The following is a 24,596-nucleotide window of genomic DNA, read 5'->3' as shown; positions in this document are numbered from 1 at the left end:
CGATGGAGGAGATCTTCTTCTCGGTCGTCATGGCCACCTACAATCGCGCCGGGCTGATCGCCCGGGCCATCGATGCCGTCCTCGCGCAGCACCACCGGGCCTTCGAGCTCATTATCGTCGATGATGCCTCGACCGACGAGACCGGCGCGCTGATCGCCAGCCGTTATGCCGCCGAGATCGAGGAGGGGCGCATCAGCTATGTCCGCCTGCCGCAGAACCGCCGGGCGCCTGCGGCCCGCAATGTCGGGCTCGCCATCGCGCGCGGCCCCTGGATCGCCTATGCGGACAGCGACAACGCCATGCGCCCGGGCTGCCTTGCGGCCTATGCGCGGGCGCTCAAGGCGGCGCCGGAGGCGCGCTTCGCCTATGCCAAGATCGCCCATATGAGCGACGGCCGCGAGATGGGCCGCCCCTTCGACCGGGCCGCGCTCCTGAAGCGCAACTACATCGACATGGGCGTCATCGTGCATCACCGCGATCTCTATCTCGACTACGGCGGGATCGACATGCGCCAGAGCATCTACGACGACTGGGAGCTGGCGCTGCGCTATTCGGCAGTGACGGAGCCGCTCTTCATCGACGAGGTGGTGCTCGACTACGACGATTTCGACGACCGCCCCCGGGTCAGCCGTGTCGCGCATTCGGCTCGCGGTGTCGGCGACATCCGCCGGAGTTTCGGCATCGGCCATCCGGTGGCCACGCTGGTCTATTGCCGGAACGCGGTGGACGGCATCCGCGAGACGCTGCTCAGCGTGCTGAGGCAGATCGAGGTCGCGAGCGAGATCGTCGTCTATGACGACGGCTCGACGGATGGCACAGTCGAGGCGATCGAGGCGCTGGCGGAGCAATATCCGTTCCGCATCGAGCTGATGCGGGCCGAGGCGCCCGTCGGCCGGGCCGCCGCCTTCGCGGCGCTCCTCGCCCGGTGCAAGGGCGAGCATATCGCGCTTCTGGAGGCGCCCGACCGCTGGACGGACAATCGGCGGCTCGAACTCCTCAGCGCCTATCTGACCGTCCATCCCGACTGCCCGATGGTCCTCGACGGCGTGCAAGTCGCAGGCGAGGAGTGCCCGCGCGGGGCAGGGTTGCCGGAGAAAGTGACGGGCCAGGCGCTGCTGGACGACCCTTGGGCGGCGCCGCTGGCGACGCTCTCGGGCGCCGTCCTCCGCCGGAGTGTCGCGGGCGTACTGGCCGAGCTGCCGGAGGGGCCGGGCGCCGGCGCGGCGCTCGCCTTCGCGCTCGAGCGGGAGGGGCCGCTGGGGAGCCTCGGCAGCGTTCTGACGGAAACGGGCCGCGCGGGGGACGACCGCGCGAGCCATCTGGTCGCAGCCCTGCCGTTCGCCGGCGCGCCCTGGCGCGCGATGATCGAGGACGAGCTGGGCGCCGGGGAGGCCCTCAGGTCGTCAGCCTGAGGGCGCCGGCTCAGCCGGCGCGGCGCTCGGCGAAGCTCTTGGCGATGAAGGCGGGCGTGTCGTCGCCCATGCCGACGACGGCATCGTCCTTGCCGCCACGCCGGCCACGGCCCTCGCCGCGGCGGCCGCCCCGGCCTTCGCTGCGACCCTCGCCCCGGCTTTCATTCCGAGTCTCGGTCTCACGCGGGGTCTCGTCGCGCGGGCTCTCGACGGCCTCGGGCGCGGCTTCGGGGCTTGCTTTGGCCTCGGCCTCGACGGGTTCCGGCGCTTGCTTCGGCGCCTCGCTGGGGGCCTCGTCACGCGAGCGGCTGCGGCTCCGGCTGCGGCGCGGGCGCTTCTCCTCGCCGGCCTCGTCCGAGGCGGCGGGGACGGGCGCGGGGGCGCTCTTGTGGCCCTCGGGCGGCTCGAGCCGCGGGATCTCCTTGTCGATCAGCCGCTCGATATCGGCGAGGTTCTTCTCGTCCTTCGGCACGCAGATCATCATCGCCTTGCCGGAGCGCCCGGCGCGGCCCGTGCGGCCGATGCGGTGGACGTAATCCTCCGCATGGCTCGGCACGTCGTAGTTGAAGACGTGGGACACGGCCGGAATGTCGAGCCCGCGCGCCGCCACATCGGAGGCGACGAGGATGCGCACGGAGCCGGCGCGGAAGCCGTCGAGCGTGCGCGTGCGCTGCGACTGGTCGAGGTCGCCATGGATCGGCTCGGCATCATAGCCGTACTTCTTCAAGGACTTGGCCAGCACATCGACCTCGACCTTGCGGTTGCAGAAGATGATGGCGTTGGTGCAGGCCTCGCCCTCGGCGTCGATCATGGCGCGCAGGAGCGCCCGCTTCTCGGTCGCCTCGCGGTCGCGGCGGCCGGCGCGGAACATGACGACGCCCTGGGTGATCGTCTCCGACGCGGTGGCCTGGCGGGCCACCTCGATGCGCGCGGGGGACGAGAGGAACATGTTGGTGATCCGCTCGATCTCCGGCGCCATGGTGGCGGAGTAGAACATCGTCTGCCGCGTGAAAGGCGTCAGCGAGAAGATGCGCTCGATATCCGGGATGAAGCCCATGTCGAGCATCCGGTCGGCCTCGTCGACGACCATGATCTGCACGCCGGTGAGCAGCAGCTTGCCACGCTCGAAATGGTCGAGCAGGCGACCCGGGGTGGCGATCAGCACGTCGACGCCCTTGTCGATGAGCTGGTCCTGTTCCTTGAAGCTCACACCGCCGATCAGGAGTGCCTTGGTCAGCTTGGTGTGCTTGGCGTATACGTCGAAGTTCTCGGCCACCTGGGCGGCGAGCTCACGCGTCGGCGCCAGCACGAGGCTCCGCGGCATCCGCGCGCGGGCGCGGCCCTTCTGCAGCAGCGTGATCATCGGCAGCGTGAAGCTGGCCGTCTTGCCGGTGCCGGTCTGCGCGATGCCAAGGACGTCGCGGCCCTCGAGCGCATGGGGAATGGCGCCGGCCTGGATGGGCGTCGGCGTGGTGTACCCGGCCTCGTCGATGGCCTTGATCACCTTGGGGTCGAGCTTCAGATCTGAAAATGCAGTCATAGGGTCCTTCTACGCTTGGGAGCAGCCAACGGCCGCCTGCCATGCGCGGCCCGTCCCGGCCGGATTGCCGGGCGTCACTTGCGAGGCCTCCCTTAGACCCCGGGGGCGAAAAGGTCAACGCTGGAAGGGCTTGACGGCAATATCCGCCGGAACGCCCCGTCCGGGGCCGAATGCTGCCGCATTCCCGGGCAGGATCGCCGCGGTAAACGGTGGTGCAAGTTGAGGGCCGGCCATGAAGTCTTTCGACGATCACGACGGGCATTCCTATGCCCCCGGCGCCGAGGCGCGCCTGCATATCGAGGAAAATACCCTGAGTGTTCAGGGGGATGGCGTTGCAGGCGGCCCGGCCGCCGAGGCCACCGCCGCGGCGGAGCCATCCGCCGCCGTGGCGCAGGAGCTGGACGGCATCACCGCGACCCTGCAGGAGGGCATGGGTCAGGGCGACCCGATCAACGTCATCGGCAATGTGGGCGAGATGCTCTGGCCGCCGGGCCCGGCTTTCCTCTGCCTGATCGTGGCCCTTGTCGTCTGGATGGCCCTCAAGGCCCGCCAGAGAACCCGCGCCGAACGCCGGGCGGAAGAGTGCGCCGCTCGCCAGGCCGAAGCCGAGCGCCAGGCACATCTGGACCGCCAAAAGGATTTCGCCGAGATGCGCCGGCAAAGGGCGCAGCGGCAGGCGGAGGAGGGCGGCCCGGCGGCGACCTGAGGCCGGGGGCCTCTCAACCTGCACCACGCCCGCGCGCCGGCCCGTGGGATGGCGCTCCAACGCCGCCGCGGAGCGCTTTATCGTGCAACCAACCTCTTCGCTCCGAGCGGAGCACCCAGCTCAGCCAGAGCGCCAGCCCGCGGGGACGGGCCGGCGATCGCGCGGCGCCTGCGGCTTGATTCCGCGCGGGGGACGCGCGGTGACGGTTCGCGTTGGCGTAGGGTGGGTTTGTAACCCTCCGCCCCCTCACGCCACCATCATCTCCTTCGTCGCCGTCAGCCGCACCTCCGGGTAGTCGCGCTCCACGCGGTCGATGTCCCACTGCAGGCGCGTCAGGTAGACGAGGTCGCCGTCGTTGTCGTTGCCCATGTGCTGCTTGTTGGCCGCCGCGAAGGCCTCGACCTTGTCGCGGGGGCCGGAGACCCAGCGGGCGGAGGTGAATTGCGAGGGCTCGAAGCGGACGGGCAGGCCGTATTCTTCCTCGATCCGCCGCCCGAGCACCTCGAACTGCAGCTGCCCGACGACGCCGACGATGAAGCCCGAGCCGATGGAGGGCTTGAAGACCTTCGCGGCGCCTTCCTCGGCGAATTGCATCAGGGCCTTCTCGAGGTGCTTGGCCTTCATCGGATCGCCGGCGCGAACGTTCTGCAGAAGCTCCGGCGCGAAGCTCGGGATGCCGGTGACGCGCAAGGCCTCGCCCTCGGTCAGCGTATCACCGATGCGCAGCTGCCCGTGGTTGGGGATGCCGATGATGTCGCCCGCCCAAGCCTCTTCCGCCAGCTCGCGGTCGGCGGCGAGGAAGAGCACCGGGTTGGTCACCGCCATCGGTTTCTTCGAACGGACGTGCAGAAGCTTCATGCCCCGCTCGAAATGGCCCGAGGCGAGGCGGACGAAGGCCACCCGGTCGCGGTGCTTGGGGTCCATGTTGGCCTGCACCTTGAAGACGAAGCCGGCGACCTTCGTCTCCTCCGGCGCGATCTGGCGGGGCTCGGCGGATTGCGGCTGCGGCTCGGGGCCGTAGGTGCCGATCCCGTCCATCAGCTCCTTCACGCCGAAGGAATTGATGGCGGAGCCGAACCAGATCGGCGTCATCGTGCCCTCTGCCACCGCCTTCATGTCGATGGCGGGCAGAAGCTCGCGGGCCATCTCGACCTCTTCGCGGAGCTTCGCGAGGAGCGCCTCGGGCACGTGCTTCTCGATCTCCGGATCATCGAGCCCGTTGATCTCGATCGAGGCGGCGCGGCGGTTGCGGTCGGCGCGGTCCATCAGCTCCAGCCGGTCGCGGAGGAGATCGTAGCAGCCGATGAAATCCCGCCCGACACCGATGGGCCAGCTCGCCGGGGTCACATCGATGGCGAGGTTTTCCTGGATCTCGTCAATGATCTCGAACGTGTCGCGGCTCTCGCGGTCCATCTTGTTGCAGAAGGTCAGGATCGGCAGGTCGCGGAGGCGGCAGACCTCGAAAAGCTTGCGCGTCTGGCTCTCCACCCCCTTCGCGCCGTCGATGACCATGACGGCGGCATCCACCGCCGTCAGCGTCCGGTAGGTATCTTCCGAGAAGTCGGAGTGGCCGGGCGTGTCGACGAGATTGAAGCGGAAGGTCTTGAAATCGAAGGACATCGCGGAGGCGGAGACGGAGATGCCGCGCTCCTTTTCCATGCTCATGAAGTCAGACCGCGTCCGCCGTGCCTCGCCCTTGGCGCGCACCTGCCCGGCCATCTGGATGGCGCCGCCGAAGAGCAGGAACTTCTCGGTCAGCGTCGTCTTGCCGGCGTCGGGATGCGAGATGATCGCGAAGGTCCGGCGGCGGGCGATTTCGGGCGGAAGGGCAGGGCGGTTGGACATGGCCGAGGCTCTAGCCGCTTCCACAGGAGTGCGCAATTGCCCCAGCGGCGGGGGAAACCGCGCGCCCCGGGGGGCTTGGGCGTTGAAACGGCGGGGCCGTCGGCGCAATCATGCGGACAATCCGAATCCCGGGCAGGGCATTGTCGCGCTGCCCCGGGGCATATCGAGCAGATAAGGCCGATGAACGGCCGGGAGTGAGGCATGAGACGCACCACCATTCTGGGCGCCCTGGCGCTCGCCACGACCCTCGGCGCCTGCAGCAGCGGGAACGGGCCGAAGGAAAGCTCCGGGCGGAGCTTCGAGCGCATGATGGAAAGCGCCGATGCGCTGCAGGACGACTGGCGCGGCACGCCCGCCGTCGCCGCCGGTGCGCTGCCCTATGCGGGCTCGGCCTCCTACGAGGGCGTCCTTTACGGCGAGGTGAACCAGGGCAACCGCCACATGGCCGACATCGCCGGCGACCTGTCGCTCGGCGTCGATTTCTCGACCAATGCCAACCCGCTCACCGGGCGGATCAGCCATGTGCGCGACAACGGCGAACTGGGCCTCCGCGGTGATCTCGACATCGCCGGCAGCTTCATCAACCGCTCGGCCGGCACGGGGCGCGACCGGACGTTCGGCGCCACCTTCTCGGGCACGCTCCTCTCGGAGACCCTCGGCGATGTCGTGGTGGCTGGCACGATGAACGGCGATTTCCACGGCGACGGGCTGGGGATGATCGAGGGCGGCAGCGAGGCGACCCTGTCGCACAACGGCGGCTTCTACACGATGGACGGCACGTTCATCGCCGAGCGGACGGACTGAGGCACGTGGCGCGGGGGCAGGGCTAGCCCGCCGCCGCGCGCCGGAGGAGCTCCACCGCGTCGGGGCTGGAGAGCAGCGTCTCCGCCACCGCATAGCCCAGATGCCGGCGCGCGCCGTGACCCGGCGCGCCCTGCATCAGCTCCTCGCGCACCTCCTCCGGCAGGGCTTCGCGGGTGCGGGTGTCGACGAGAAGCGACTCGGCGGCGATGCCTTCGGCGAAGATGATCTGGTGCTGCTCGAACAGAAGCTGGAAGTAATCGACGAAGCCGCCCTCGACGCGCACCACCGTCTCGCCGTTGACGAGATGGCGCGCTTTCACGAGCAGCTCGGAGCGGCCGGCGCCGATGGCATCCTGCCGCTGCCAGACGAAGACCCGGTTGTCGGGCGAGAGCACGAGATCGTTCTCGTTGTTGAGCGCCCCCTTGCGGATCAGGACGGGCGCGAAATCGCCCCGGGCCCGCAGCGTCCGCTGGCCGATCCAGAGGAGCGGCCGCGCGCCGTCGTCCCGCGTCAATAGCCGGTCGCCCGGCTTCAGCGCCTCGATGGGGCGCTGCTCGCCGGTGGCCATGGTCATGAGCGTGCCGCGCGCGAAGGCGACGCAGGCGACCTCTGCGAAGCGGCGCGTGGCGGCGTGCCGGTCGATGCCGACGAGCCGGTATTCGGCTTCGGGCGAGAGCGGGGCGAGCGGCAGCAGATAGATGCCCTCGGCGGCGCCATCCTCGACCTCGACGAGGATCAGCGCCTCCAGAGTGTCGCCGCCGGAGCCCATGAGCGTCAGGCAAGAGTCCAGATGCACGGTGCGGCCGGCACCGCCGAGCGCGCTGCCGGGAGCGACGCGGAAGGCGGCCTCGGTGCGGTCGAGCTTCAGCTCTCCCCGGGTGGCCGCGCGGGCAAGCATGTAGCTGTCGTCGATGACGAGCTCATCGGCGAAGGACACGGGGTCCCCCTCCGCCACGCCATGGCTGACGGTGAATTCCTCGGCCCGATAGACGGGGAGCGTTTCTGTCATGGATCTGTCCTGCCCTCGGGCCTGTTCTAGGGCGCGGGAGGGCGGGCGGTCAACTTGCCGGGCGGGCCGGGCCGTGCCACCAAGGCGAGGAACAAGGGAGAGATGACATGGACCTCGGGATTTCCGGCAAGCGGGCGCTGGTTTCGGCCTCCTCCAAGGGGCTCGGCCGCGGCTGCGCCGAGGCGCTGGCCGCGGCGGGCGTCGATCTGGTGATGAACGCGCGTGGCGCCGAGGCGCTGGAGGCGGCGGCGGCAGAAATCCGCGCCGCGCATGGCGTGGAGGTCGTGACCCTCGCCGTCGATGTGACGCGCGAGGAGGGGCGGGCGGCGCTCCTGGAGCTGGCCGGAGACGTGGACATCCTCGTCACCAATGCCGGCGGCCCGCCGCCGGGCTCCTGGGCCGACTGGGAGCGGGAGGATTTCATCCGCGCGCTCGACGCCAACATGCTGACGCCCATCGCGCTGATGAAGGCGCTTCTGCCCGGGATGATGGAGCGGGGCTGGGGCCGCGTCGTCAACATCACCTCGCAATCGGTGAAGGCGCCGATTGCGGCTTTGGGGCTGTCGAACTCCGCGCGGGCCGGGCTGACCGGCTATGTCGCCGGCACGGCGCGGCAGGTGGCGCCCTCGGGCGTGACGATCAACAACCTCCTCCCCGGCATCCATGCCACGGACCGGGCGGTGAGCCTCGACACCGGCGTCTCGCAGGCGGAGGGCATCTCGCTGGAGGACGCCAAGCGCAAGCGCGAGGCGACCATCCCGGCGCGGCGCTATGGCACGCCGGAGGAATTCGGCGCCATGTGCGCCTTCCTCTGCTCGCAACATGCGGGCTTCATCGTCGGGCAGAACATCCTGATGGACGGCGGCGCGATCAACGCGACGTTGTGAGGGGGGGCGGCTCGGGTGGTGCCCCGCCCGGGTCGCGCGCCGGAACAACGCAGGGCGAGGTTGCGCCGGGCCCGCGGGGGATGGTGGGTTGGAAACCCACCCTACGGCTCAGTTGAACCGTGGGATGACTGGCGCCAGCACATGCTGGACGGCGTCCGGCGGCGCTGCTATCCGGGCGCAATCCCGACTGAAAGGCTTGCCTTGCCGACCCCCCGCCTCGATATCCGCAACCTGACGCGGGCCTTCGGCGGGCGGCGGGTGGTCGATGACGTCTCGCTGACGATCCAGCCGGGGCAGGTGACCTGCCTCCTCGGCCCCTCGGGCTGCGGCAAGTCGACGACGCTGCGTATGATCGCGGGCGTGGACCGGCAGGATTCGGGCGAGATCCTCGCCGATGGCGAGCTGCTGGCGGGCCCCGGGCGGATGGTGCTGCCCGAGGCGCGGGGCATCGGGCTCATGTTCCAGGATTTCGCGCTCTTCCCGCATCTGACCATCGCCGGCAATGTCGCCTTCGGCCTGAAGGGCCGCCCCCGGGCGGCGGTCGCGGCGCGGGTCGGCGCGCTTCTGGAGCGGGTCGGCATGGCGGGGCGCGAGGCGAGCTATCCGCATGAGCTCTCGGGTGGCGAGCAGCAGCGGGTGGCGCTGGCGCGTGCGCTCGCCCCGTCCCCCCGCATCATGCTGATGGACGAGCCCTTCTCCGGCCTCGATAACCGGCTCCGCGACGGGATCCGCGACGAGACGCTGGCGCTGCTGAAGGCCGAGGGCACGGCGGTGCTGCTGGTGACCCACGAGCCGGAGGAGGCCATGCGCATGGCCGACGAGATCGCGCTGATGCGCGGCGGCCGCATCGTGCAGACCGGCTCGCCCTACAACATTTACAACGCCCCCGCCGACCGCGAGGCGGCGGCCTTCTTCTCGGACATCAACGTGATCCGCGGCCGGGTCGAGGGCGCGCTGACGGAGACGGCCTTCGGCCAGTTCCTCGCCCCCGGCGTGCCGGACGGCAGCGAGGTGGAGATCGTCATCCGCCCGCATCACCTGCGCATCGACTTCGACCGCGCGGGCCGGGGGCCGCTGCCGACCGCCTCCGAAGGCACGCCGGCGCGCGGCATCGTCGAGCGGGCGCGCTACCTCGGCGCCGAGAGCCTCGTCGACTTCCGCATGGAATTCGACGGCTCGCTGCTCAGCGCCTCTGTCCCCTCAGTCTTCCTGCCGAAGCCGGGGACGCCGCTCTGGCTGATGATCCGCCGCGACCGCTGCTTCGTCTTCGAGGTCAATTGAACGCCTGCGGCGCATTGTCTTGCGTACGGTGGGGGCTTTGCCCGTCGCCATTGGTGCTTGAACCAATGGCGCACTCAATGGCGACCCCCCAGGATTTTTGGGAGCAAAGACATCGGGGCCCTCAGGAGAGGGTCACGCCCTTGCGGCCGGCGAGGTCTGTAAAGAACTGCCAGGCGACGCGGCCGGAGCGGGCGCCGCGTGTGGCCTGCCATTCGATCGCCTCGGCGCGGAGCTCTTCGGGCGAGATCTCGACGCCATAGGCGGCGCAATAGCCCTCGATGATGGCGAGATAGGTGTCCTGATCCGTCGGATGGAAGCCGAGCCAGAGCCCGAAGCGGTCGGACAGCGAGACCTTCTCCTCCACCGCCTCGGCCGGATTGATGGCCGTGGAGCGCTCGTTCTCGATCATGTCGCGCGGCATCAGGTGGCGGCGGTTCGAAGTCGCGTAGAGCACCACATTGTCGGGGCGGCCTTCGATGCCGCCGTCGAGTACGGCCTTCAGGCTCTTGTAATGCGCATCGTCCTGCGTGAACGACAGATCGTCGCAGAAGAGCACGAAGCGCTCCGGCGCGGCGCGGAGATAGGAGAGGAGGCGGCCGATGCTCGGCAGATCCTCGCGCTGGATCTCCACCAGCTTGAGGCGGGGGTAGTCGGCGAGGAGCGCGCCGTGGACGGCCTTCACGAGGCTCGACTTGCCCATGCCGCGCGCGCCCCAGAGGAGCGCATTGTTGGCCGGCAGACCTTCCGCGAAGCGGCGGGTGTTGGCCAGCAGCGTCTCCCGCGCCCGGTCGATGCCCTTGAGGAGCCCGATCTCCACCCGGTTGATCGCCTTCACCGGCAGGAGCGCCTCGGGCGCGGCGCGCCAGACGAAGCCGGTGGCGGCGGCGAAATCGGGGTCTGCCGCGGGCGGCGGCGCCAGGCGCTCCAGCGCCTGGGCAATGCGCAGCATCGGATCGTCGCTCACGCCTTGGGATCCTGCTCCGGTTCGGGCTCGTCGTCTTCGCCGGGGATGTCAAAGAGGCTCTCGTCCTCACCGATCACGCCCTCGGCGCGGGCCTCCTGGTCCTTCTTCCGCTCGACGCGGGCGACGAGGAAGATCGAGATCTCGTAGAGCCCGTAGACCACCACAAAGAGGATGACCTGCGTCACCACATCCGGCGGCGTCACCAGCGCGGCGACCACCAGGATGCCGACGACGGCATATTTGCGCGTGCTGCGCAGGCCCCGCGACGAGGCGAGCCCGGCAAGGCCCATCAGCGTTAGCAGCACGGGCAGCTGGAAGCAGATCCCGAAGGCGACGATCATCTTCAGCGTGATGTCGAGGCTCTCGTTGACCTTGCCCTGGAAGACGATGTCGATGCCGGTCTCGCGCACCGTCTCGACCCCGCCGTTGAAATAGGCGGCGATGACCGAGGGCACATCGGCGAAGCCGAGGAAGAAGTTCATCGCCAGCGGCACGACGACATATTGCGCGAAGGCGGCGCCGAGAAGGAACAGCGCCGGCGAGGCGATGAGGAAGGGCAGGAAGGCGTTCTTCTCGCTCCGGTAGAGCCCCGGGGCGACGAAGCGCCACATCTGGTAGGCGATCACCGGGAAGCCGAGCGCCAGCCCGCCGACGACGGAGATGCGCACGAGGGTGAAGAAATACTCCTGCGGCGCGGTGTATTGCATCACCGGGTTCTCGTTGCCGAGGTTCCGCATGGTCTGCTCGATGGGCACGAGCAGGAAGTCGAGGATGTTCCCGGCCACGGTGAAGCAGAGCACCATGCCGACCATGAAGGCGATGACGGAATAGATGAGCCGGGTGCGCAGCTCGGCCAGATGCTCGATGAGCGGGGCGGAGCTGTCTTCGATGTCGTCGGCCTGGGTCACTTATCGCTCCCGGTCTTGCGCGCGGTCTCCGGAGCGTCAGGCGCGGCGGGGTCGGGTGTCGGGCCGGAGGTCGGGCCGGAGGCATATTTCTCCGCCGCCGTGCCGGAGACGTCGGGCGCCTTGCGGGGGGCCTTGGCGGGGGCAGGGGCCTCGGCCTTGGGGGCCGCCTTGCGGGCGCGCGGCTTCGGGGCGGCGTCGCCCTTGGGCTTGGCGGTGGTCTTGGATTTGGCGGCGGTCTTCCTGGCCGGCGCCGACTTCGCGGGGGACGTCTTCGCGGGCGCGGCCTTTGCCGGTGCGGCCTCAGCCGCCTCGGCCTTGGCGCTCGACTTTGCGGGGGCCTTCTTCGTCGTGGTCTTCTTGGCCGCCGGCTTCTTCGCCGCCGGCGCCTTCGCGGGGGCTTCAGCCGGCGCCGTCTCGGCTGCCGCCTCGGCTTTCGTTCCGGCCGCCGCCTTCACCGGCCCCTTGATCGGGGCCGAGGGTTCGGGCGCGGCGTCGCGGGAGGTCACGCTGCCCTTGGCGAGGTCTTCCTCCGCCACGGGCTCCGGCTCGTCCGAAAGTTCAGCCGCATCCAGCTCCGCCGCCTCGCGGGCCTTGCGCTCCTCGGCCTTCTTCGCCGCCGTCTCGCGGATCTTCTCGGCCTGGGCCTTGCGCTGCGCCGAAAGCCGCTCGGTTTCGCCGCCGGGCTTCAGGCTGTTCGCCAGCGACTTGGAGGTGAAGTGCACCGGCCGGGCCGCCGCCTCGATGGTCTTCGAGATGTCCTTCATCCCCGATTCGTCGGCCGCCGCTTCCATCGCGCGCGAGAAATCGCGGGCCATGGCCCGGGCTTTCCCCGTGACCTGGCCGATGGTGCGGAACATGCCGGGAAGATCCTTCGGGCCGACGACGATCAGCGCGACCACGCCGATCACCATGAGCTCGGACCAGCCGATATCGAACATGAAGACCCCCTAGGGCGAGGCGCCGGGGGCGCCTCAGGCTTCTTTCTTCTCGCCCTCGGGCGTCACGTCACGGGCGCTCTCCGCCGAGGCGTCGTCCAGCTCGCGCTTGGAATCGTCGACACCGCGCTTGAAGGCGGTGATGCCCTTGCCGACCTCGCCCATGAGCGAGGAGATCTTCCCGCGGCCGAAGAGCACCAGCACCACCACGGCGATGAGCAGAAGGCCCGGAAGGCCGATGTTGTTGAGCATGTCGCGTCTCCCTGATCCGGCCGCCCCTCACGGGCGGCGCGCTGCTCCTGATGGCCCCTGTCTAAGCGCCGCCAGGGGAGGGCGGAAGCGGGAAAGGCTGGCCTTCGTCGCATTTTCTGTCAAAAAGCTGTCAGGAGGGGTGATGGCCCGGAAAGACAGATTGTTCGCACTGATGCAGCTTCTGCGGAGCGGCCGGGTGATCCGGGCGGAGGATCTGGCGGCGCGGCTCGGCGTGTCGCTGCGCACGATCTACCGCGACATGGATGTGCTCATCGATTCCGGCGTGCCGATCGAGGGGGCGCGCGGGCTCGGCTACCGGGCGACGGAGGATCTGGCGCTGCCGCCGCTGACGCTCAGCCTGACGGAGCTGGAGGCGCTGCATCTGGGGCTAGCCGCCGTGGGGGCGGGGGCGGATGCCGAGCTCAGCGCGGCGGCCGAGAGCCTTTCGGCCAAGATCGACGCCGCCCTGCCGCAGGATCGCCAGAGCCCGCCCGCCGGCTTCGGCCATGCCATCGGCCCCTTCGCCGAGGCGCCGGAGGCCCATGCCTGGCTGCCGCAGATCCGCGCCGCGCTCCGCGCCCGCCAGAAGCTTCGCGCCGCCTGGGAGGGCGGGGCAGACACGCTCCGCCCCCTGAAGATCGCCTATTGGGGCCGCGTCTGGGTGCTGACGGCCTGGGCGGAAGAGGCGGCGGCCTTCCTCGAACTCCGCGTCGACCGCCTGACGCATCTGCGCGCGCTCCCCGAGCTCTTCGTCGACGAGGAGGGCAAACGCCTGACCGACTTCACCCCGCCCTGATCGTCTTTGCTCCCCAAAAGTCCTCAGGGGGGGATCTCGGGGGGCCGACAGCCCCCCGGGGTTTGCGGCCAAAGCTGCGCTGGCATTCTGAGCGCTTCGCTCAGGGTCTCCCCGCCTCCGCCTTTCCCAACGGTGCCGCGCAGGGCGAGCGCCGGCCCGGGGGGTGGCGCTCCGACGGCTGGACGGAGCGCTTTATGGCGCAGCCACATCCCCGCTCCGAGCTCATGCCCGGCGTCACCAGAGCGCCAGCCCGCGGGGCGGGCCGGCGCTCGCCCTGCGCCGTTCCGGCGCGTGCCGGGCGGGGGCGAAAGCGGCACCGTCGCCCCCGTAGGGTGGGTTCGTAACCCACCTCTTCGGGCAGGCCGCCCCCGTACGCCCCCCTTGCCCTCCCGCGCCCCCCGTCCTACCCCTTCCCCCCGGGAGACCCGCTATGCGCCTCAACGAAATCCGCTACGACAATGCGCTGCCGATCGACGGCTACGCCCCCGGCTTCTGGCGGGTCGGCGGTAAGCTGATCGAGGGCCATGCGCTCGTCCTGCCCTCCGGCGCCGGGCACTGGGGCGGGCTCGAGGATATGGCGCCGCTCTTGGAGGCCGCCGAGCTGCTCGACGTGCTCTTCGTCGGCACCGGCGCCGAGATGGCCTATCTGCCGCAGCCCTTCCGCACCGCGATGGAGGGCGCCGGCATCGCCGCCGAGCCGATGGCCTCGCCGGCGGCGGCGCGCACCTACAACGTCCTTCTCAGCGAGGGCCGCCGCGTCGGCGCCGCGCTTCTCGCGCTCTGACGCCCATGCTGGCGGTCCGGGGCCTGAGCGTGGCGCGGGGCGGGCGGCGCCTGCTCGAAGGGGTGAGCTTCACCCTCGCCCCCGGCGCGGCGCTGCTGCTCACCGGCCCCAACGGCATCGGCAAGACGACGCTGCTGCGCTGCCTCGCCGGGCTGCAGCCGCCCGAGGCGGGGGAGGTCAGCGGCAATGCCGAGGCTGCCTATGCCTCCCATGCCGACGGGGTGAAGGCGCAGCTCACCGTCACCGAGAACCTGGCCTTCTGGGCGGCGCTCTATCGCCGACCCTGCGACCCCGCCGTCCTTTCCGCCTTCGACCTCGCCGCCCTCGCCGACAGGCCGGGCGGGGCGCTCTCCTCCGGCCAACGGCGGCGGCTCGGGCTGGCGCGGCTGGCGGTAATCGGGCGGCCGCTCCTTCTTCTCGACGAACCCACCGTCTCGCTCGATGCCGCCTCCGTGGCCCGCTTCGCTGCCTGGCTGCGGGAGGTCCATCTCGCCGGGGGCGGCTCCGCCGTCATTGCCACGCATATCCCGCTCGGCCTCGAGGCGCCGAGCCTCGATCTCGCCGCCCATCGGGCGGGCCCCGAGGCGGCCGCGGCCGCGGGCGATGAGGCCTTCCTGTGAGCGCGCTCCTGCTGCGAGACCTCCGCCTCGCGCTCCGCTCCGGCGGCGGCTTCGGGCTGGGGCTGGCCTTCTTCCTGATCGTCATCGTGCTCGTGCCCTTCGGCATCGGCCCCGAACGCGCGCTCCTCGCCCGGATCGCGCCCGGGATGCTCTGGGTCGCGGCGCTCCTTGCCGCGCTGCTGACGCTCGACAGGCTCTTCGCGCTCGACCACGAGGACGGCGCGCTCCAGCTCCTCGCCACCGCGCCCCTGCCGCTGGAATCCCTCATCCTCGCCAAGGCCCTGGCCCACTGGCTGACCACCGGCCTGCCGCTGACGCTGGCCGCTCCGCTCCTCGGCCCGCTTCTGGCGCTGCCGGCCGGGGCCGCGCCCTGGCTCCTCCTCTCGCTCGCCCTCGGCACGCCGGCGCTCTCGCTCATCGGGGCCTTCGGCGCGGCGCTGACGCTTTCCATCCGCCGGGGCGGGCTGCTCCTGTCGCTCATCGTCCTGCCGCTCTACGTGCCGACGCTGATCTTCGGGGCAGAGATGGCGCGCCGCGGCGCCGAGGGGCTGGCGCAGGGCGCGGCGCCGGCCATGCTGGCGGCGCTCAGCCTCGGCTGCCTCGCGCTCATGCCCTTCGCCGCCGCCGCGGCGCTGCGCGTCAACCTCCGGTGAGCCCGATGGACGCCGCCGCCCCCCCGAGGTAGGAGATCCCCATGTCGTTCTGGCAATATGCGAACCCCAAGAAGTTCACCGAGACGGTGACGCCGCTGATCCCCTGGATCCTCGGTCTGGCGCTTCTGTGCCTCGCGGGCGCGCTCGTCTGGGGCGTGTTCTTCACGCCAGAGGATTACCGGCAGGGCGCCACGGTGAAGATCATCTATCTGCATGTGCCGAGCGCGCTGATGGCCATCAACGCCTGGTTCATGATGCTGGTGGCCTCGCTCATCTGGCTGATCCGGCGGCATCATGTCTCGGCGCTGGCCGCGAAGGCGGCGGCGCCGGTCGGCATGGTCATGGTGCTCATCGCCATCGCCACCGGGGCGATCTGGGGCAAGCCGATGTGGGGGACCTACTGGGCCTGGGACCCGCGGCTCACCTCCTTCCTCATCCTCTTTCTCTTCTATCTCGGCTACATGGCGCTCTGGGCCGCCATCGACGATGCCGATACCGCGGCCGACCTGACCGCCGTCCTTTGCATCGTGGGCTCGGTCTTCGCCGTGCTCTCGCGCTATGCAGTGCTCTTCTGGAACCAGGGTCTGCATCAGGGTGCCTCGCTGTCGCTCGACCCCGAGGAGCATGTGGCGGATGTGTTCTACTATCCGCTCCTCGTCTCCATCGCCGGCTTCGTGCTGCTCTTCATCGGGCTGGTGCTGCTGCGCACCCGATCCGAGATCGCGCTTCGCCGCGCGGCAGCGCTGGAGCGCCGGACGGAGGCGCGCCTCGCCACGGGAGAGCCGGCATGACCTTCCTCGGGGACTACGCCGCCGAGGTGATCTCGGCCTATATCGTCTCGCTCCTCCTGATCGGCGGGCTCGTCTGGCTCTCCTTCGCGCAGGCGCGCCGGGCGCGGGCCGCGGTGGAGCGGGCCGAGGCGCTGGGGGAGGCCCCAGGGGAGGCGAGGGAGACCCGCAATGGCTAGGCTCTCGCCGCTCGTCATCCTGCCGCCGGCGATCTTCGCGGCCATCGCCGGGCTCTTTCTCGGCGGCATGGTCGTCAACCGCGACGATGCGCTGCCCTCGACGCTGATCGGCCGCGCGGCGCCGCCGCTGCCCGTCGAGGCGCTGCCCGGCAAGCCGGCGCTGACCGACGAGATGCTGCGCAGCGGCGAGCTCACCATCGTCAATTTCTGGGCCTCCTGGTGCCCGCCCTGCCGGCTGGAGCATCCGACGCTGATGGCGCTGGCGGCCGAGGGCTACCGGGTCGCGGGCGTCAACTTCCGCGATGAGGAGCCGGCGGCGCAGGGCTATCTCGAGGACGAGGGCGACCCGTTCTTCGCCTCCGCCTTCGACCCGCGCGGGCGCACGGCCGTGGACTGGGGCGTCACCGCCCCGCCGGAGACCTTCCTCGTCGATGGCGAGGGCGAGGTGCTCTTCCGCTTCGTCGGCCCGCTCATCGGCGCCGCCTATGAGCAGCAGTTCCTGCCGGCGCTGGAGGAGGCCTCCGCCGGCATGGCGGCGGAGTAGGCTTGCCGAGCGCGGCGGGGACATGGTGGGTTGAAAACCCACCCTACGCCCGGTTGCGAGCGACGCGCTTCACCTGAGCCCGGACAGCGTCCCCCCGGGCGGCGCTACTCCGCCGGCTCCAGCGTGATGATGCCCGTCGCCGCCGCGCGGGCGAGGCCGGCGTCGAGCGACATGGGGATGTATTCGCCGCGCCGCCAGAGCTCGCCCAGATCGTCGTAATGCCGCGAGAGCGGGTGGCCCGACTGACCCGTCGAGATCACGAAGACCGAGGAATCGGGGTCGGCGAAATCGTAGACGCCGCGATAGGCGGCGGCGTGGACATTGGCGAAGGGCGTGTCTCCCGTCCCGGCCGTCACGCCACGGTTCAGAGTGAAATCGCCGCCCGAGGTCGACTGGCGGATGTTCACGAACCACGAGAGCACCGGCACCTCGCCCATGACCTGATGGTCGTGCCGCGCCACATGCGCATCGCCCCAGCGCAGGCTTTGCAGATCCTGCCCGTAATGCTCGCCGATCCAGACGAGCGCATCGTCGAGCGCCATGCGCGCGACATCGACGCAGCTCTCCTCCGGTGCCGACTGGCGCACGTCGCACCAGGCGCTGGCGCCGCCGACGTCGCGGTAGACCCGCTCGAGGAAGAGCGGCTCGACATGGGTGAATTCCTCCGCGAAGGGGCCGAGGTCATCCTCGATGAGCCGGGCCTGCAGGGCGCGGACCCAGGCGGCATAGATCAGCGGCTCGGGCAGATGCTCGTTCATCTCGCCGTTCCAGTCGGCGAGGAGCGCCAGCGCCTCCTGCCGGCGCTTCTCGGGCGTGCCCTCGGGCGCGGCTTCGCCGGTGTACCAGAGGTTGGCGCCAATGAGCGGCAGGAGCGTCCGTGCGGCGGGGGAGATCGTGTCGAGCTGCGTCTCGATGAAGCTGTCGCGGGTATGCACCTCGCGCTCCTGCATCAGAAAGGTCCAGCGCTGCACGCGCTGGCTGTCGCCCCAGTCGAAGGTCAGGTGCCGCGGGAAGGGGCGGTCGACGATCTTGTTGTTGGTATTGCCGAGGATGCCGCCGTCGGGATCGTTGAAGGAGGGATTGTCCTCATAGGGATAGAAGCCCTGCCAGCGGTTTTCCTCCAGATAGCCGAGGGTCGGCAGGCGGCCCTGGCTCTGGTGCGCGGGGTCGCGGCGGGGCATCTGCCCGGCGACCTGCAGCGCGATGTTGTTGCGGTCGGCCAGCGTCACTGTCGTCGCCGGGGCGACGAAGCGCGAGAGCGCCTCCTGGCCTTCCTCCACCGAATGCGCGCGCATGAGCGCCAGCCCGGCGGAGACGGAGGTATCCTCGCGGCTGAGGCCCGTCCAGGCGGCGGAGGTCACATGGCCGGGCGGCCGGATATAGGGCAGGCCGAACTGGTCGGCCGGAAGGACGGGGCCATTGGCCGTCCATTGCAGATGGACCGTCAGGGGCGGCGCATCGGCGATGGTGATGATCGAATCGCGCTGGACGAACTCCTCCCAGCCGTCCGGGCCGCGATACTGGTCGGCATTGGCCGGGTTCACCTCCTCCTGATAGAGGTCGACATCGTCGAGATAGGTGGTGGTGATCCCCCAGCCGAGATCGGCGGAGCGGCCGGTGAGGATGTTGGGCATCCCCGGCACGGTGGCGCCGATGACGCCACCCGATTCCAGCTCCAGCCGCGCCAGATACCAGATCGACGGCGCCGTCAGCCCCAGATGCGGATCGTTGGCGAGGAGCGTCGAGCCGGTGGCGGCGCGGCTCACCGCCGCGGCCCAGGCGTTGGAGGCACCGGCGAGGGCAGGGGGCGTCACCGGCGAGAAGGGCCCGTATTCGGGGTGCTCGGCGGCGGCGAAGCTGGCCTCCGGCGCCTCGGGGACGAGCGCGGCATATTCCGGCAGCGAGGCGATGCCGGCACCGGGGTCGTCCGGCATCAGGTCGCGCACCCGCTCCGGCTCCAGCGCCAGCGACAGGCGGGCGCGGAGCACCTCGTCCGCGAAATTGGTGGTGAGCTGCAGGGCCATGATCTTGGCGATGGCGAGGGAATCGGCCGGCTGCCAGGGGGAGATCGGATGGTTGAAGAGCCACATCTCCGGCGCGCCGCGCCCGCGCGAACCCTCGCCGACCTCGGAGATCCAGGCGTTCACCCCGGCAGAATAGGCCTCGAGCGCCGAGAGCGCGTAAGGGTCCTGCGCGGCGACGGAGGCGGTGGCGGCGCCGTAGACGTCGAGCCGGCGGAGGAGGATGTCGGTCTGCAGCGTGCGCGTGCCGAAGAGCTCGGAGAGGCGCCCCTGCGCCGTCCGCCGGAGGGTCAGCATCTGCCAGAAGCGGTCCTGCGCATGGGCGAAGCCGAGCGCGAAATAGACGTCGTCGTCGGTTTGCCCGAAGATATGCGGCACGTCGGCATTGTCGCGGACGATCTCGACCGGCGCCGAGATGCCCGCGACGGTGAAGCTGCCATCGTAATCGGGAAGCGAGCGCGAGGCGAAATACCAGACGAGGAAGGCGGCGGCGATGACCAGTCCGACAAGCCCCACCGCCAGGCGGAAGAGCCAGCGCAGCGCGATCCCCATGGTATGTCCCCCTGCCTTCCCTCGGGGCCCGGGGCGTTGACGCCCCGGCCCGGACTTCTAGGCTCGCCTAGCAAACATCACGGGCAGAAGGAATGTCTCATGGCGAAGGTTGCGTTTCTCGGGCTCGGGGTGATGGGCTTTCCCATGGCCGGGCATCTGGCGGCCGCGGGGCATGAGGTGGCGGTGTACAACCGCACCGCTTCAAAGGCCGAAACCTGGGTCGAGGCCCATGGCGGCCGCGCGGCGCCGAGCCCGCAGGAGGCGGCGGCCGGCGCCGCCTTCGTCATGGCCTGCGTCGGCAATGACGACGATCTGCGGGCGGTCTGCCTTGGCGAGACCGGCGCCTTCCTCGGCATGGGCAAGGGGGCGATCTTCGTCGATCACACGACGGTCTCGCCGGCTGTGACGCGCGAGCTGGCCGAGCGCGCGGGCGCCCTCGGGCTCGGCTATGTCGACGCGCCCGTCTCCGGCGGGCAGGCGGGGGCCGAGAAGGGCCAGCTTTCGGTCATGTGCGGCGGGGCGGAGGCGGATTTCACCGCCGCCGAGCCGGTGATCGCGGCCTATGCGAAGATCTGCCGGCGCCTCGGCGAGGTCGGCGCCGGGCAGGTCACCAAGGCCGCCAACCAGATCGCCATCGCCGGGCTGGTGCAGGGCCTCTCGGAGGCCCTGCATTTCGCCGAGAAGGCCGGGCTCGACGGGCGGGCGGTGGTGGAGGTGATCAGCCAGGGCGCCGCGGGCTCCTGGCAGATGGTCAACCGCTACGAGACGATGCTGGAGGATGAGTTCGAGCATGGCTTTGCGGTGGACTGGATGCGCAAGGACCTCGCCATCTGCCTGCAGGCGGCCGACGAGGTGGGCGCCTCGCTGCCGGTCACGGCGCTGGTCGACCAGTTCTACAAGGATGTGCAGAAGATGGGCGGCGGGCGGTGGGATACCTCCTCGCTCTTCAAGCGCCTGCGCGCCGCCGGCTGAGCGGGCCCGAACATCGCGCGAAACTCCCGGGTGCCGGCCGGGCGGGGGGCTGTCTGCCCCCCGTCGCCTTCGGCGCCTCCCCCCGAGGATGCCCGGGAGCAAAGACCGGGGAGCCTCAGCGCTCCGGCAGCAACCCGCGCGGGCTGAAGCGCAGGACGAGGAGGAGGACGAGCCCCATCGTCAGGAGCCGCATATGCGCGGCCGCGTCCTGCAGGTGGCCGCGGAGCCAGGAGCCTTCCGACATGCCGGAGGTGATGACATCCATCAGCCAGAGCCCCATCGGCTCGACCATCACCCAGAGCCACCAGATCAGCATCCCCCCGAGGACGGAGCCGAAGTTGTTCCCCGAGCCGCCGACGATCACCATGACCCAGACGAGGAAGGTGAAGCGGAGCGGCTGGTAAGTGCCGGGGGTGAGCTGGCCGTCGAGCGTCGTCATCATCGCGCCGGCGATGCCGACGACGGCACTGCCCAGGATGAAGACCTGCAGGTGGCGGCGGGTCACGTCCTTGCCCATGGCCTCGGCCGCGACCTCGTTGTCGCGGATGGCGCGCATCATGCGGCCCCAGGGCGAGGCGAGCGCCATCTGCGCGAGGATGAGGAGCACCACCAGCACCGCGGCGAAGAGCCCGGCATAGGCAAGTTTCACCGTAAGCGACGAGGCGGTCACGGCATCCATCCCCCAGGCGGCGGCGCGCTCGAGGAAGGCCGGATCCTGCTGCAGATCGACCTCATAGGGCACGGGGCGGGGCAGTCCGGCGACGTTCTTGACGCCGCGCGCCAGCCAGTCCTCGTTCTTGAGGACGGCGATGATGATCTCGGCGATGCCCAATGTGGCGATGGCGAGGTAGTCCGACCGGAGGCCAAGGGCGGTCTTGCCGATCACCCAGGCGGCACCGGCGGCGAGGACGCCGCCGAGCGGCCAGGAGACGAGGATCGGCAGGCCGAGCCCGCCGAGATAGCCGGTGGCCGCGGGGTTGATCGCCTCCACCCGCTCGACCGCGCCGTCGAAGACCCAGCGGTAGAGGAAGAAGCCGGCGACGAGATAGGCGAGAAGCACCAGCCCCGCCAGCTTGCCCTTCGGCAGCCGCGCCCAGAGCAGCATCGCGCCGGCGATGATCGCGGCGCCGAGGAGGAGCGCGCCGATCAGACGGACGCCCCCGGCCGCCCAGGCCTCGGCCACCGGCGGCACGGAGGTGAGCACGGCGGCGAGCCCGCCGAGGGCCACGAAGCCCATCACCCCGATGTTGAAGAGCCCGGCGAAGCCCCATTGGAGGTTCACGCCCAAAGCCATGATCGCCGAGATCAGCCCGTAGTTGACGATTGTCAGCGTCACCGACCAGCCCTGCGTGAGGCCTGTGACGAGAAGCAGCAGCGCCATCAGCGCATAAAGGATCAAGCCGCGCGTCATACCGATTGCCCCCGGAAAAGGCCCGTGGGCCGGAACAGCAGAACGATGATCAGGATCGCGAAGGAGACCGCGAACTTGTAATCCGTCGACAGGAGCTGGACGAGGCCGGAGGGCTCGAGCCCCTCGGGCGCCATGTAGCCGAGCACCTTCTTCCAGGCATAGGTCACCGTCACCTCCGAGAAGGCGATGACGAAGCCGCCGGCGATGGCGCCGACCGGGCTGCCGAGGCCGCCGACGATGGCGGAGGCGAAGATCGGCAGCAGGAGCTGGAAATAGGTGAAGGCCTTGAAGGACTTGTCGAGCCCGTAGAGCACGCCGGCCGTGGTGGCGAGCGCGGCGACGATGATCCAGGTGATGGCGACGACCCGCTCGGGGTTGATGCCGGAGAGGAGCGCCAGATCCTCGTTGTCGGAAAAGGCGCGCATCGACTTGCCGGTACGGGTGCGGTTGAGGAACCAGAAGAGCAGGGCGACGGCGATGGCGGCGGTCACCAGCGTGATAACCGTGGTCGTGCGGATGGCGAGCCCCTCCTCGAGGCCGGTCATCTCCCTGAACACGCGGGCGTTGATGATGAACCGCTCGCCGTCGGCGAAGCCGATGTCATCGACGCCGATGACGAAGCGCACGACGCCGTTCATTACGAACATGACCCCCATCGAGACGATGACGAGGATCACCGGCGCCGCCCGTTGCTTGCGGTAGAAGGCATAGACCGCCCGGTCTGTCCCGAGGAGGAACAATGCCGTGCCGAGAATGCCGAAGGGCAGGGCAAGGAGCGCCGTCGGAAGGACGCCGAAACTGATGCCGAGAGACTGGAAGCCCCAGGTGACGAGGATGGTGATCATCGTCCCGAAGGCCATCGTGTCGCCATGGGCGAAATTGGAGAACCTGAGGATCCCGTAGATCAGCGTCACCCCGAGCGCGCCGAGGGCGAGCTGGGCGCCATAGGCCAGCGCCGGGACGATGACGAAATTGGAGAGCGCGACGATCGCGTTCAGAAAGTCCAAGGGCGTCCCTTTCTCATGCCGGCGCCGGGGCCGGGATGTAATCGGTGCACCGGCCGCTGCCGGCGGCGAGAGTCTCGCCGTCATAGCCGATGCGCAGCCGGTACTCGAAGCGGCCGTCCGGCCAGAGCCGGAAGGCGTGCTGGTTGTCGGTCTCGCGGCCCTCCGCGATCTCTGCCGTATAGGCGTCCTCGATGCCGTCCTCGGAGCGGCCGGAGACATGGAGCTGCGGCTGCGGCCCGTCTTCGGGGCCGGCATAGCGGCGGCCGTAGGCGCCGTTTTCGACGAGCTGGAAGCTGCCGCTCAGCCCTTGCGTGGGCTGGGGCGGGTCGAAGGTGCAGGTGGCAACGCGGGCGGGGCCATAGGTCTCGTCATGCCGGCCCTGGTTGCCGCGGGCGACCATGAGGGCCACCGCGAGCGCACCGCCGCCGATGACGACGATCGGCGCGAGCTGCAGGGCAACGACCCCGGCCCGGTTCACCGGATCACCTCGCAGGTCAGGAAGGCCACGCTCGCCTCGCCGCGCGAGAGATCAAGATCATGCCAGAGCATGTTGGTTTCGCTGGAAAAGAGCAGGGTGTGGCGGCGGTCGCCCTCCGCCCAGGTGAACGGGCCGAGGCTGGAGCCGGCCTGCATCGGGGCGGCGGCTTCGTCCCAGCCGATCCGGTAACTTCCGGCGCCGTCGGCATCGACCTCTTCGGGGTCGAGCGTGAAGACCACCGGGTCGCGGCCCGAGCCGCAGGCCCCGGAGGCGCCGCAGCGCTGCGTGATGGTGCAGTCGAACACCTGCCGCGCGCCTTCGGCCTGCGCGGCGGAGCCGAGGCAGAGGATGAGGAGTGCCGCATATCTCATTGCGCTTCCTCGGAGATCGCGAGGAGCGATATGGGCGCGGCGGGGCCCGAGAGGGGCGCGCAGGCAAGCGCCACCAAGGTGCCGTCGAAGCCGAGCGTCACCACCGGCGCCTCGGCAGAGGAGGGCGAGGGCAGCCCGCATCAGCGGCCGCCCAGGAAGGTGCGGCGCACCTCCTCATCGGCCAGAAGCTCCGCGCCCGTGCCTTCATAGGCATTGGCGCCCTGGACGAGCACATAGCCCTTGTTCGCAATTTCAAGGGCTTGGCGGGCGTTCTGCTCCACCATGAGGATGGTGATACCCGTCCGCGCAATCTCGATGATCCGGTCGAAGAGCTCGTCCATCACGATGGGGGAGACCCCCGCCGTCGGCTCGTCGAGCATCAGGACCTTCGGCTGAGTCATCAGCGCCCGGCCGACGGCCACCTGCTGGCGCTGACCGCCCGAAAGCTCGCCAGCCGGCTGGCGGCGCTTGTCCTTCAGGATCGGGAAGAGATCGTAGATCGTCTCCATCGTGCCGCGGATGTCGTCGCGGCGCAGGAACGCCCCCATCTCGAGGTTCTCCTCGACCGACATAGAGGTGAAGACGTTCTGCGTCTGCGGCACGAAGGCCATGCCCTTGGCGACGCGATCCTGCGGCGAGAGGCCGGAGATGTCTTCGCCGTCGATGGTGACGGAGCCCGAGCGGAGCCGCAGCATCCCGAAGATCGCCTTCATCGCGGTGGACTTGCCGGCGCCGTTCGGGCCGACGATCACGGCGATCTGCCCCGCCTCGGCGGCGATGGTGCAGCCATGCAGGATGTCGGCGCCGCGGCCGTAGCCGCCGGTCATCGCCTCGCCGATGAGGAAGGGCGCGCCCTCCCGCGCGGTGGCGGGATAGG

General features: G+C 70.0%; 26 protein-coding genes. 13 read left to right on the top strand and 13 right to left on the bottom strand.

Annotation, left to right across the window (positions count from 1 at the left end):
• The first annotated feature begins 2 nt into the window (after positions 1 to 2).
• Positions 3 to 1,412 carry a glycosyltransferase gene (locus ACAZ03_RS08310; protein WP_373356984.1) on the top strand — a complete coding sequence of 470 codons (1,410 nt, stop codon included), beginning with the start codon at positions 3 to 5 and terminating at the stop codon, positions 1,410 to 1,412.
• Positions 1,413 to 1,422: 10 nt separating this feature from the next.
• Here ACAZ03_RS08310 and ACAZ03_RS08305 read toward each other — a convergent pair whose 3' ends face one another.
• Positions 1,423 to 2,952, bottom strand: coding sequence for a DEAD/DEAH box helicase (locus ACAZ03_RS08305; protein ID WP_373356983.1), 1,530 nt, complete (start codon positions 2,950 to 2,952; stop codon positions 1,423 to 1,425).
• A gap of 232 nt (positions 2,953 to 3,184) precedes the next feature.
• On the opposite strand from ACAZ03_RS08305, the gene ACAZ03_RS08300 reads away from it, so the two are divergent.
• Positions 3,185 to 3,658, top strand: coding sequence for a hypothetical protein (locus ACAZ03_RS08300; protein WP_373356982.1), 474 nt, complete (start codon positions 3,185 to 3,187; stop codon positions 3,656 to 3,658).
• A 246-nt stretch (positions 3,659 to 3,904) separates the two neighbouring features.
• Here ACAZ03_RS08300 and ACAZ03_RS08295 read toward each other — a convergent pair whose 3' ends face one another.
• Positions 3,905 to 5,503 carry a peptide chain release factor 3 gene (locus ACAZ03_RS08295; protein ID WP_373356980.1) on the bottom strand — a complete coding sequence of 533 codons (1,599 nt, stop codon included), beginning with the start codon at positions 5,501 to 5,503 and terminating at the stop codon, positions 3,905 to 3,907.
• A gap of 201 nt (positions 5,504 to 5,704) precedes the next feature.
• Here ACAZ03_RS08295 and ACAZ03_RS08290 point away from each other — a divergent pair, with 201 nt between their 5' ends.
• Positions 5,705 to 6,307, top strand: a complete 603-nt coding sequence (locus tag ACAZ03_RS08290; protein WP_373356979.1) for a hypothetical protein — start codon at positions 5,705 to 5,707, stop codon at positions 6,305 to 6,307.
• Positions 6,308 to 6,329: 22 nt separating this feature from the next.
• Here ACAZ03_RS08290 and ACAZ03_RS08285 read toward each other — a convergent pair whose 3' ends face one another.
• The gene (locus ACAZ03_RS08285; protein WP_373356978.1) at positions 6,330 to 7,316 is read right to left on the bottom strand and encodes a Hint domain-containing protein; all 987 of its coding nucleotides are present in this window, start codon (positions 7,314 to 7,316) and stop codon (positions 6,330 to 6,332) included.
• Between the two features lie 107 nt (positions 7,317 to 7,423).
• On the opposite strand from ACAZ03_RS08285, the gene ACAZ03_RS08280 reads away from it, so the two are divergent.
• The gene (locus tag ACAZ03_RS08280; protein WP_373356977.1) at positions 7,424 to 8,203 is read left to right on the top strand and encodes an SDR family oxidoreductase; all 780 of its coding nucleotides are present in this window, start codon (positions 7,424 to 7,426) and stop codon (positions 8,201 to 8,203) included.
• 201 nt (positions 8,204 to 8,404) lie between these two features.
• Positions 8,405 to 9,484 (top strand): ABC transporter ATP-binding protein, encoded by a 1,080-nt coding sequence (locus tag ACAZ03_RS08275; RefSeq protein ID WP_373356976.1) that lies wholly within the window; start codon positions 8,405 to 8,407, stop codon positions 9,482 to 9,484.
• 121 nt (positions 9,485 to 9,605) lie between these two features.
• Here the strand turns inward: ACAZ03_RS08275 and ACAZ03_RS08270 are convergent, their stop codons facing one another.
• Genes ACAZ03_RS08270 through ACAZ03_RS08255 form a run of 4 tightly spaced genes read right to left on the bottom strand, consistent with a single transcriptional unit; the run spans position 9,606 to position 12,543 of the window.
• Complete coding sequence (locus tag ACAZ03_RS08270) at positions 9,606 to 10,433, bottom strand: ATP-binding protein (RefSeq protein WP_373357062.1); 828 nt, start codon at positions 10,431 to 10,433, stop codon at positions 9,606 to 9,608.
• An 11-nt stretch (positions 10,434 to 10,444) separates the two neighbouring features.
• The gene (tatC, locus tag ACAZ03_RS08265; protein WP_373356975.1) at positions 10,445 to 11,356 is read right to left on the bottom strand and encodes a twin-arginine translocase subunit TatC; all 912 of its coding nucleotides are present in this window, start codon (positions 11,354 to 11,356) and stop codon (positions 10,445 to 10,447) included.
• Entirely contained in the window at positions 11,353 to 12,294 is a 942-nt protein-coding gene (gene tatB / locus ACAZ03_RS08260; protein WP_373356974.1) for a Sec-independent protein translocase protein TatB, read from the bottom strand. Before tatB ends, tatC begins: the two co-directional genes overlap by 4 nt.
• A 33-nt stretch (positions 12,295 to 12,327) precedes the next feature.
• Positions 12,328 to 12,543, bottom strand: coding sequence for a twin-arginine translocase TatA/TatE family subunit (locus ACAZ03_RS08255; protein WP_373356973.1), 216 nt, complete (start codon positions 12,541 to 12,543; stop codon positions 12,328 to 12,330).
• Positions 12,544 to 12,685: 142 nt separating this feature from the next.
• On the opposite strand from ACAZ03_RS08255, the gene ACAZ03_RS08250 reads away from it, so the two are divergent.
• The 7 genes from ACAZ03_RS08250 (at position 12,686) to ACAZ03_RS08220 (ending at position 16,907) form a co-directional block, all read left to right on the top strand.
• Entirely contained in the window at positions 12,686 to 13,339 is a 654-nt protein-coding gene (locus tag ACAZ03_RS08250) for a helix-turn-helix transcriptional regulator (protein WP_373356972.1), read from the top strand.
• A 430-nt stretch (positions 13,340 to 13,769) separates the two neighbouring features.
• Positions 13,770 to 14,123, top strand: coding sequence for an Mth938-like domain-containing protein (locus tag ACAZ03_RS08245; protein WP_373356971.1), 354 nt, complete (start codon positions 13,770 to 13,772; stop codon positions 14,121 to 14,123).
• Positions 14,124 to 14,128: 5 nt separating this feature from the next.
• A complete protein-coding gene (gene ccmA, locus ACAZ03_RS08240) occupies positions 14,129 to 14,743 on the top strand; it encodes a heme ABC exporter ATP-binding protein CcmA (RefSeq protein ID WP_373356970.1) in 615 nt (204 codons plus the stop codon).
• The gene (gene ccmB / locus ACAZ03_RS08235) at positions 14,740 to 15,396 is read left to right on the top strand and encodes a heme exporter protein CcmB (RefSeq protein ID WP_373356969.1); all 657 of its coding nucleotides are present in this window, start codon (positions 14,740 to 14,742) and stop codon (positions 15,394 to 15,396) included. The genes ccmA and ccmB overlap by 4 nt, the downstream gene beginning before the upstream one ends.
• 41 nt (positions 15,397 to 15,437) lie before the next feature.
• The gene (gene ccmC, locus ACAZ03_RS08230) at positions 15,438 to 16,187 is read left to right on the top strand and encodes a heme ABC transporter permease CcmC (RefSeq protein ID WP_373356968.1); all 750 of its coding nucleotides are present in this window, start codon (positions 15,438 to 15,440) and stop codon (positions 16,185 to 16,187) included.
• The gene (gene ccmD / locus ACAZ03_RS08225) at positions 16,184 to 16,363 is read left to right on the top strand and encodes a heme exporter protein CcmD (protein ID WP_373356967.1); all 180 of its coding nucleotides are present in this window, start codon (positions 16,184 to 16,186) and stop codon (positions 16,361 to 16,363) included. The genes ccmC and ccmD overlap by 4 nt, the downstream gene beginning before the upstream one ends.
• The gene (locus ACAZ03_RS08220) at positions 16,356 to 16,907 is read left to right on the top strand and encodes a DsbE family thiol:disulfide interchange protein (RefSeq protein ID WP_373356966.1); all 552 of its coding nucleotides are present in this window, start codon (positions 16,356 to 16,358) and stop codon (positions 16,905 to 16,907) included. Before ccmD ends, ACAZ03_RS08220 begins: the two co-directional genes overlap by 8 nt.
• Positions 16,908 to 17,011: 104 nt before the next feature.
• Here ACAZ03_RS08220 and ACAZ03_RS08215 read toward each other — a convergent pair whose 3' ends face one another.
• The gene (locus tag ACAZ03_RS08215; RefSeq protein WP_373356965.1) at positions 17,012 to 19,480 is read right to left on the bottom strand and encodes a penicillin acylase family protein; all 2,469 of its coding nucleotides are present in this window, start codon (positions 19,478 to 19,480) and stop codon (positions 17,012 to 17,014) included.
• A gap of 99 nt (positions 19,481 to 19,579) precedes the next feature.
• Between ACAZ03_RS08215 and ACAZ03_RS08210 the strand changes: the two genes are divergently transcribed.
• Positions 19,580 to 20,452 (top strand): NAD(P)-dependent oxidoreductase, encoded by an 873-nt coding sequence (locus ACAZ03_RS08210; RefSeq protein ID WP_373356964.1) that lies wholly within the window; start codon positions 19,580 to 19,582, stop codon positions 20,450 to 20,452.
• A 115-nt stretch (positions 20,453 to 20,567) separates the two neighbouring features.
• On the opposite strand, the gene ACAZ03_RS08205 is transcribed toward ACAZ03_RS08210, so the two are convergent.
• From ACAZ03_RS08205 to ACAZ03_RS08185, 5 genes are all read right to left on the bottom strand, one after another.
• Positions 20,568 to 21,863 (bottom strand): branched-chain amino acid ABC transporter permease, encoded by a 1,296-nt coding sequence (locus ACAZ03_RS08205; protein ID WP_373356963.1) that lies wholly within the window; start codon positions 21,861 to 21,863, stop codon positions 20,568 to 20,570.
• Positions 21,860 to 22,870, bottom strand: coding sequence for a branched-chain amino acid ABC transporter permease (locus ACAZ03_RS08200; RefSeq protein ID WP_373356962.1), 1,011 nt, complete (start codon positions 22,868 to 22,870; stop codon positions 21,860 to 21,862). Before ACAZ03_RS08200 ends, ACAZ03_RS08205 begins: the two co-directional genes overlap by 4 nt.
• Positions 22,871 to 22,883: 13 nt before the next feature.
• On the bottom strand, positions 22,884 to 23,348 hold the full coding sequence (locus ACAZ03_RS08195) for a hypothetical protein (protein WP_373356961.1): 465 nt from the start codon (positions 23,346 to 23,348) through the stop codon (positions 22,884 to 22,886).
• A complete protein-coding gene (locus ACAZ03_RS08190; protein WP_373356960.1) occupies positions 23,345 to 23,719 on the bottom strand; it encodes a hypothetical protein in 375 nt (124 codons plus the stop codon). The genes ACAZ03_RS08195 and ACAZ03_RS08190 overlap by 4 nt, the downstream gene beginning before the upstream one ends.
• A gap of 140 nt (positions 23,720 to 23,859) precedes the next feature.
• Entirely contained in the window at positions 23,860 to 24,546 is a 687-nt protein-coding gene (locus tag ACAZ03_RS08185) for an ABC transporter ATP-binding protein (RefSeq protein ID WP_373357061.1), read from the bottom strand.
• Positions 24,547 to 24,596: the final 50 nt, after the last annotated feature.

The organism is Pseudoroseicyclus sp. CXY001, from assembly GCF_041714655.1.
GTDB lineage: Bacteria > Pseudomonadota > Alphaproteobacteria > Rhodobacterales > Rhodobacteraceae > Pseudoroseicyclus_A.
This window is presented reverse-complemented; position numbering and strand designations above follow the sequence as displayed.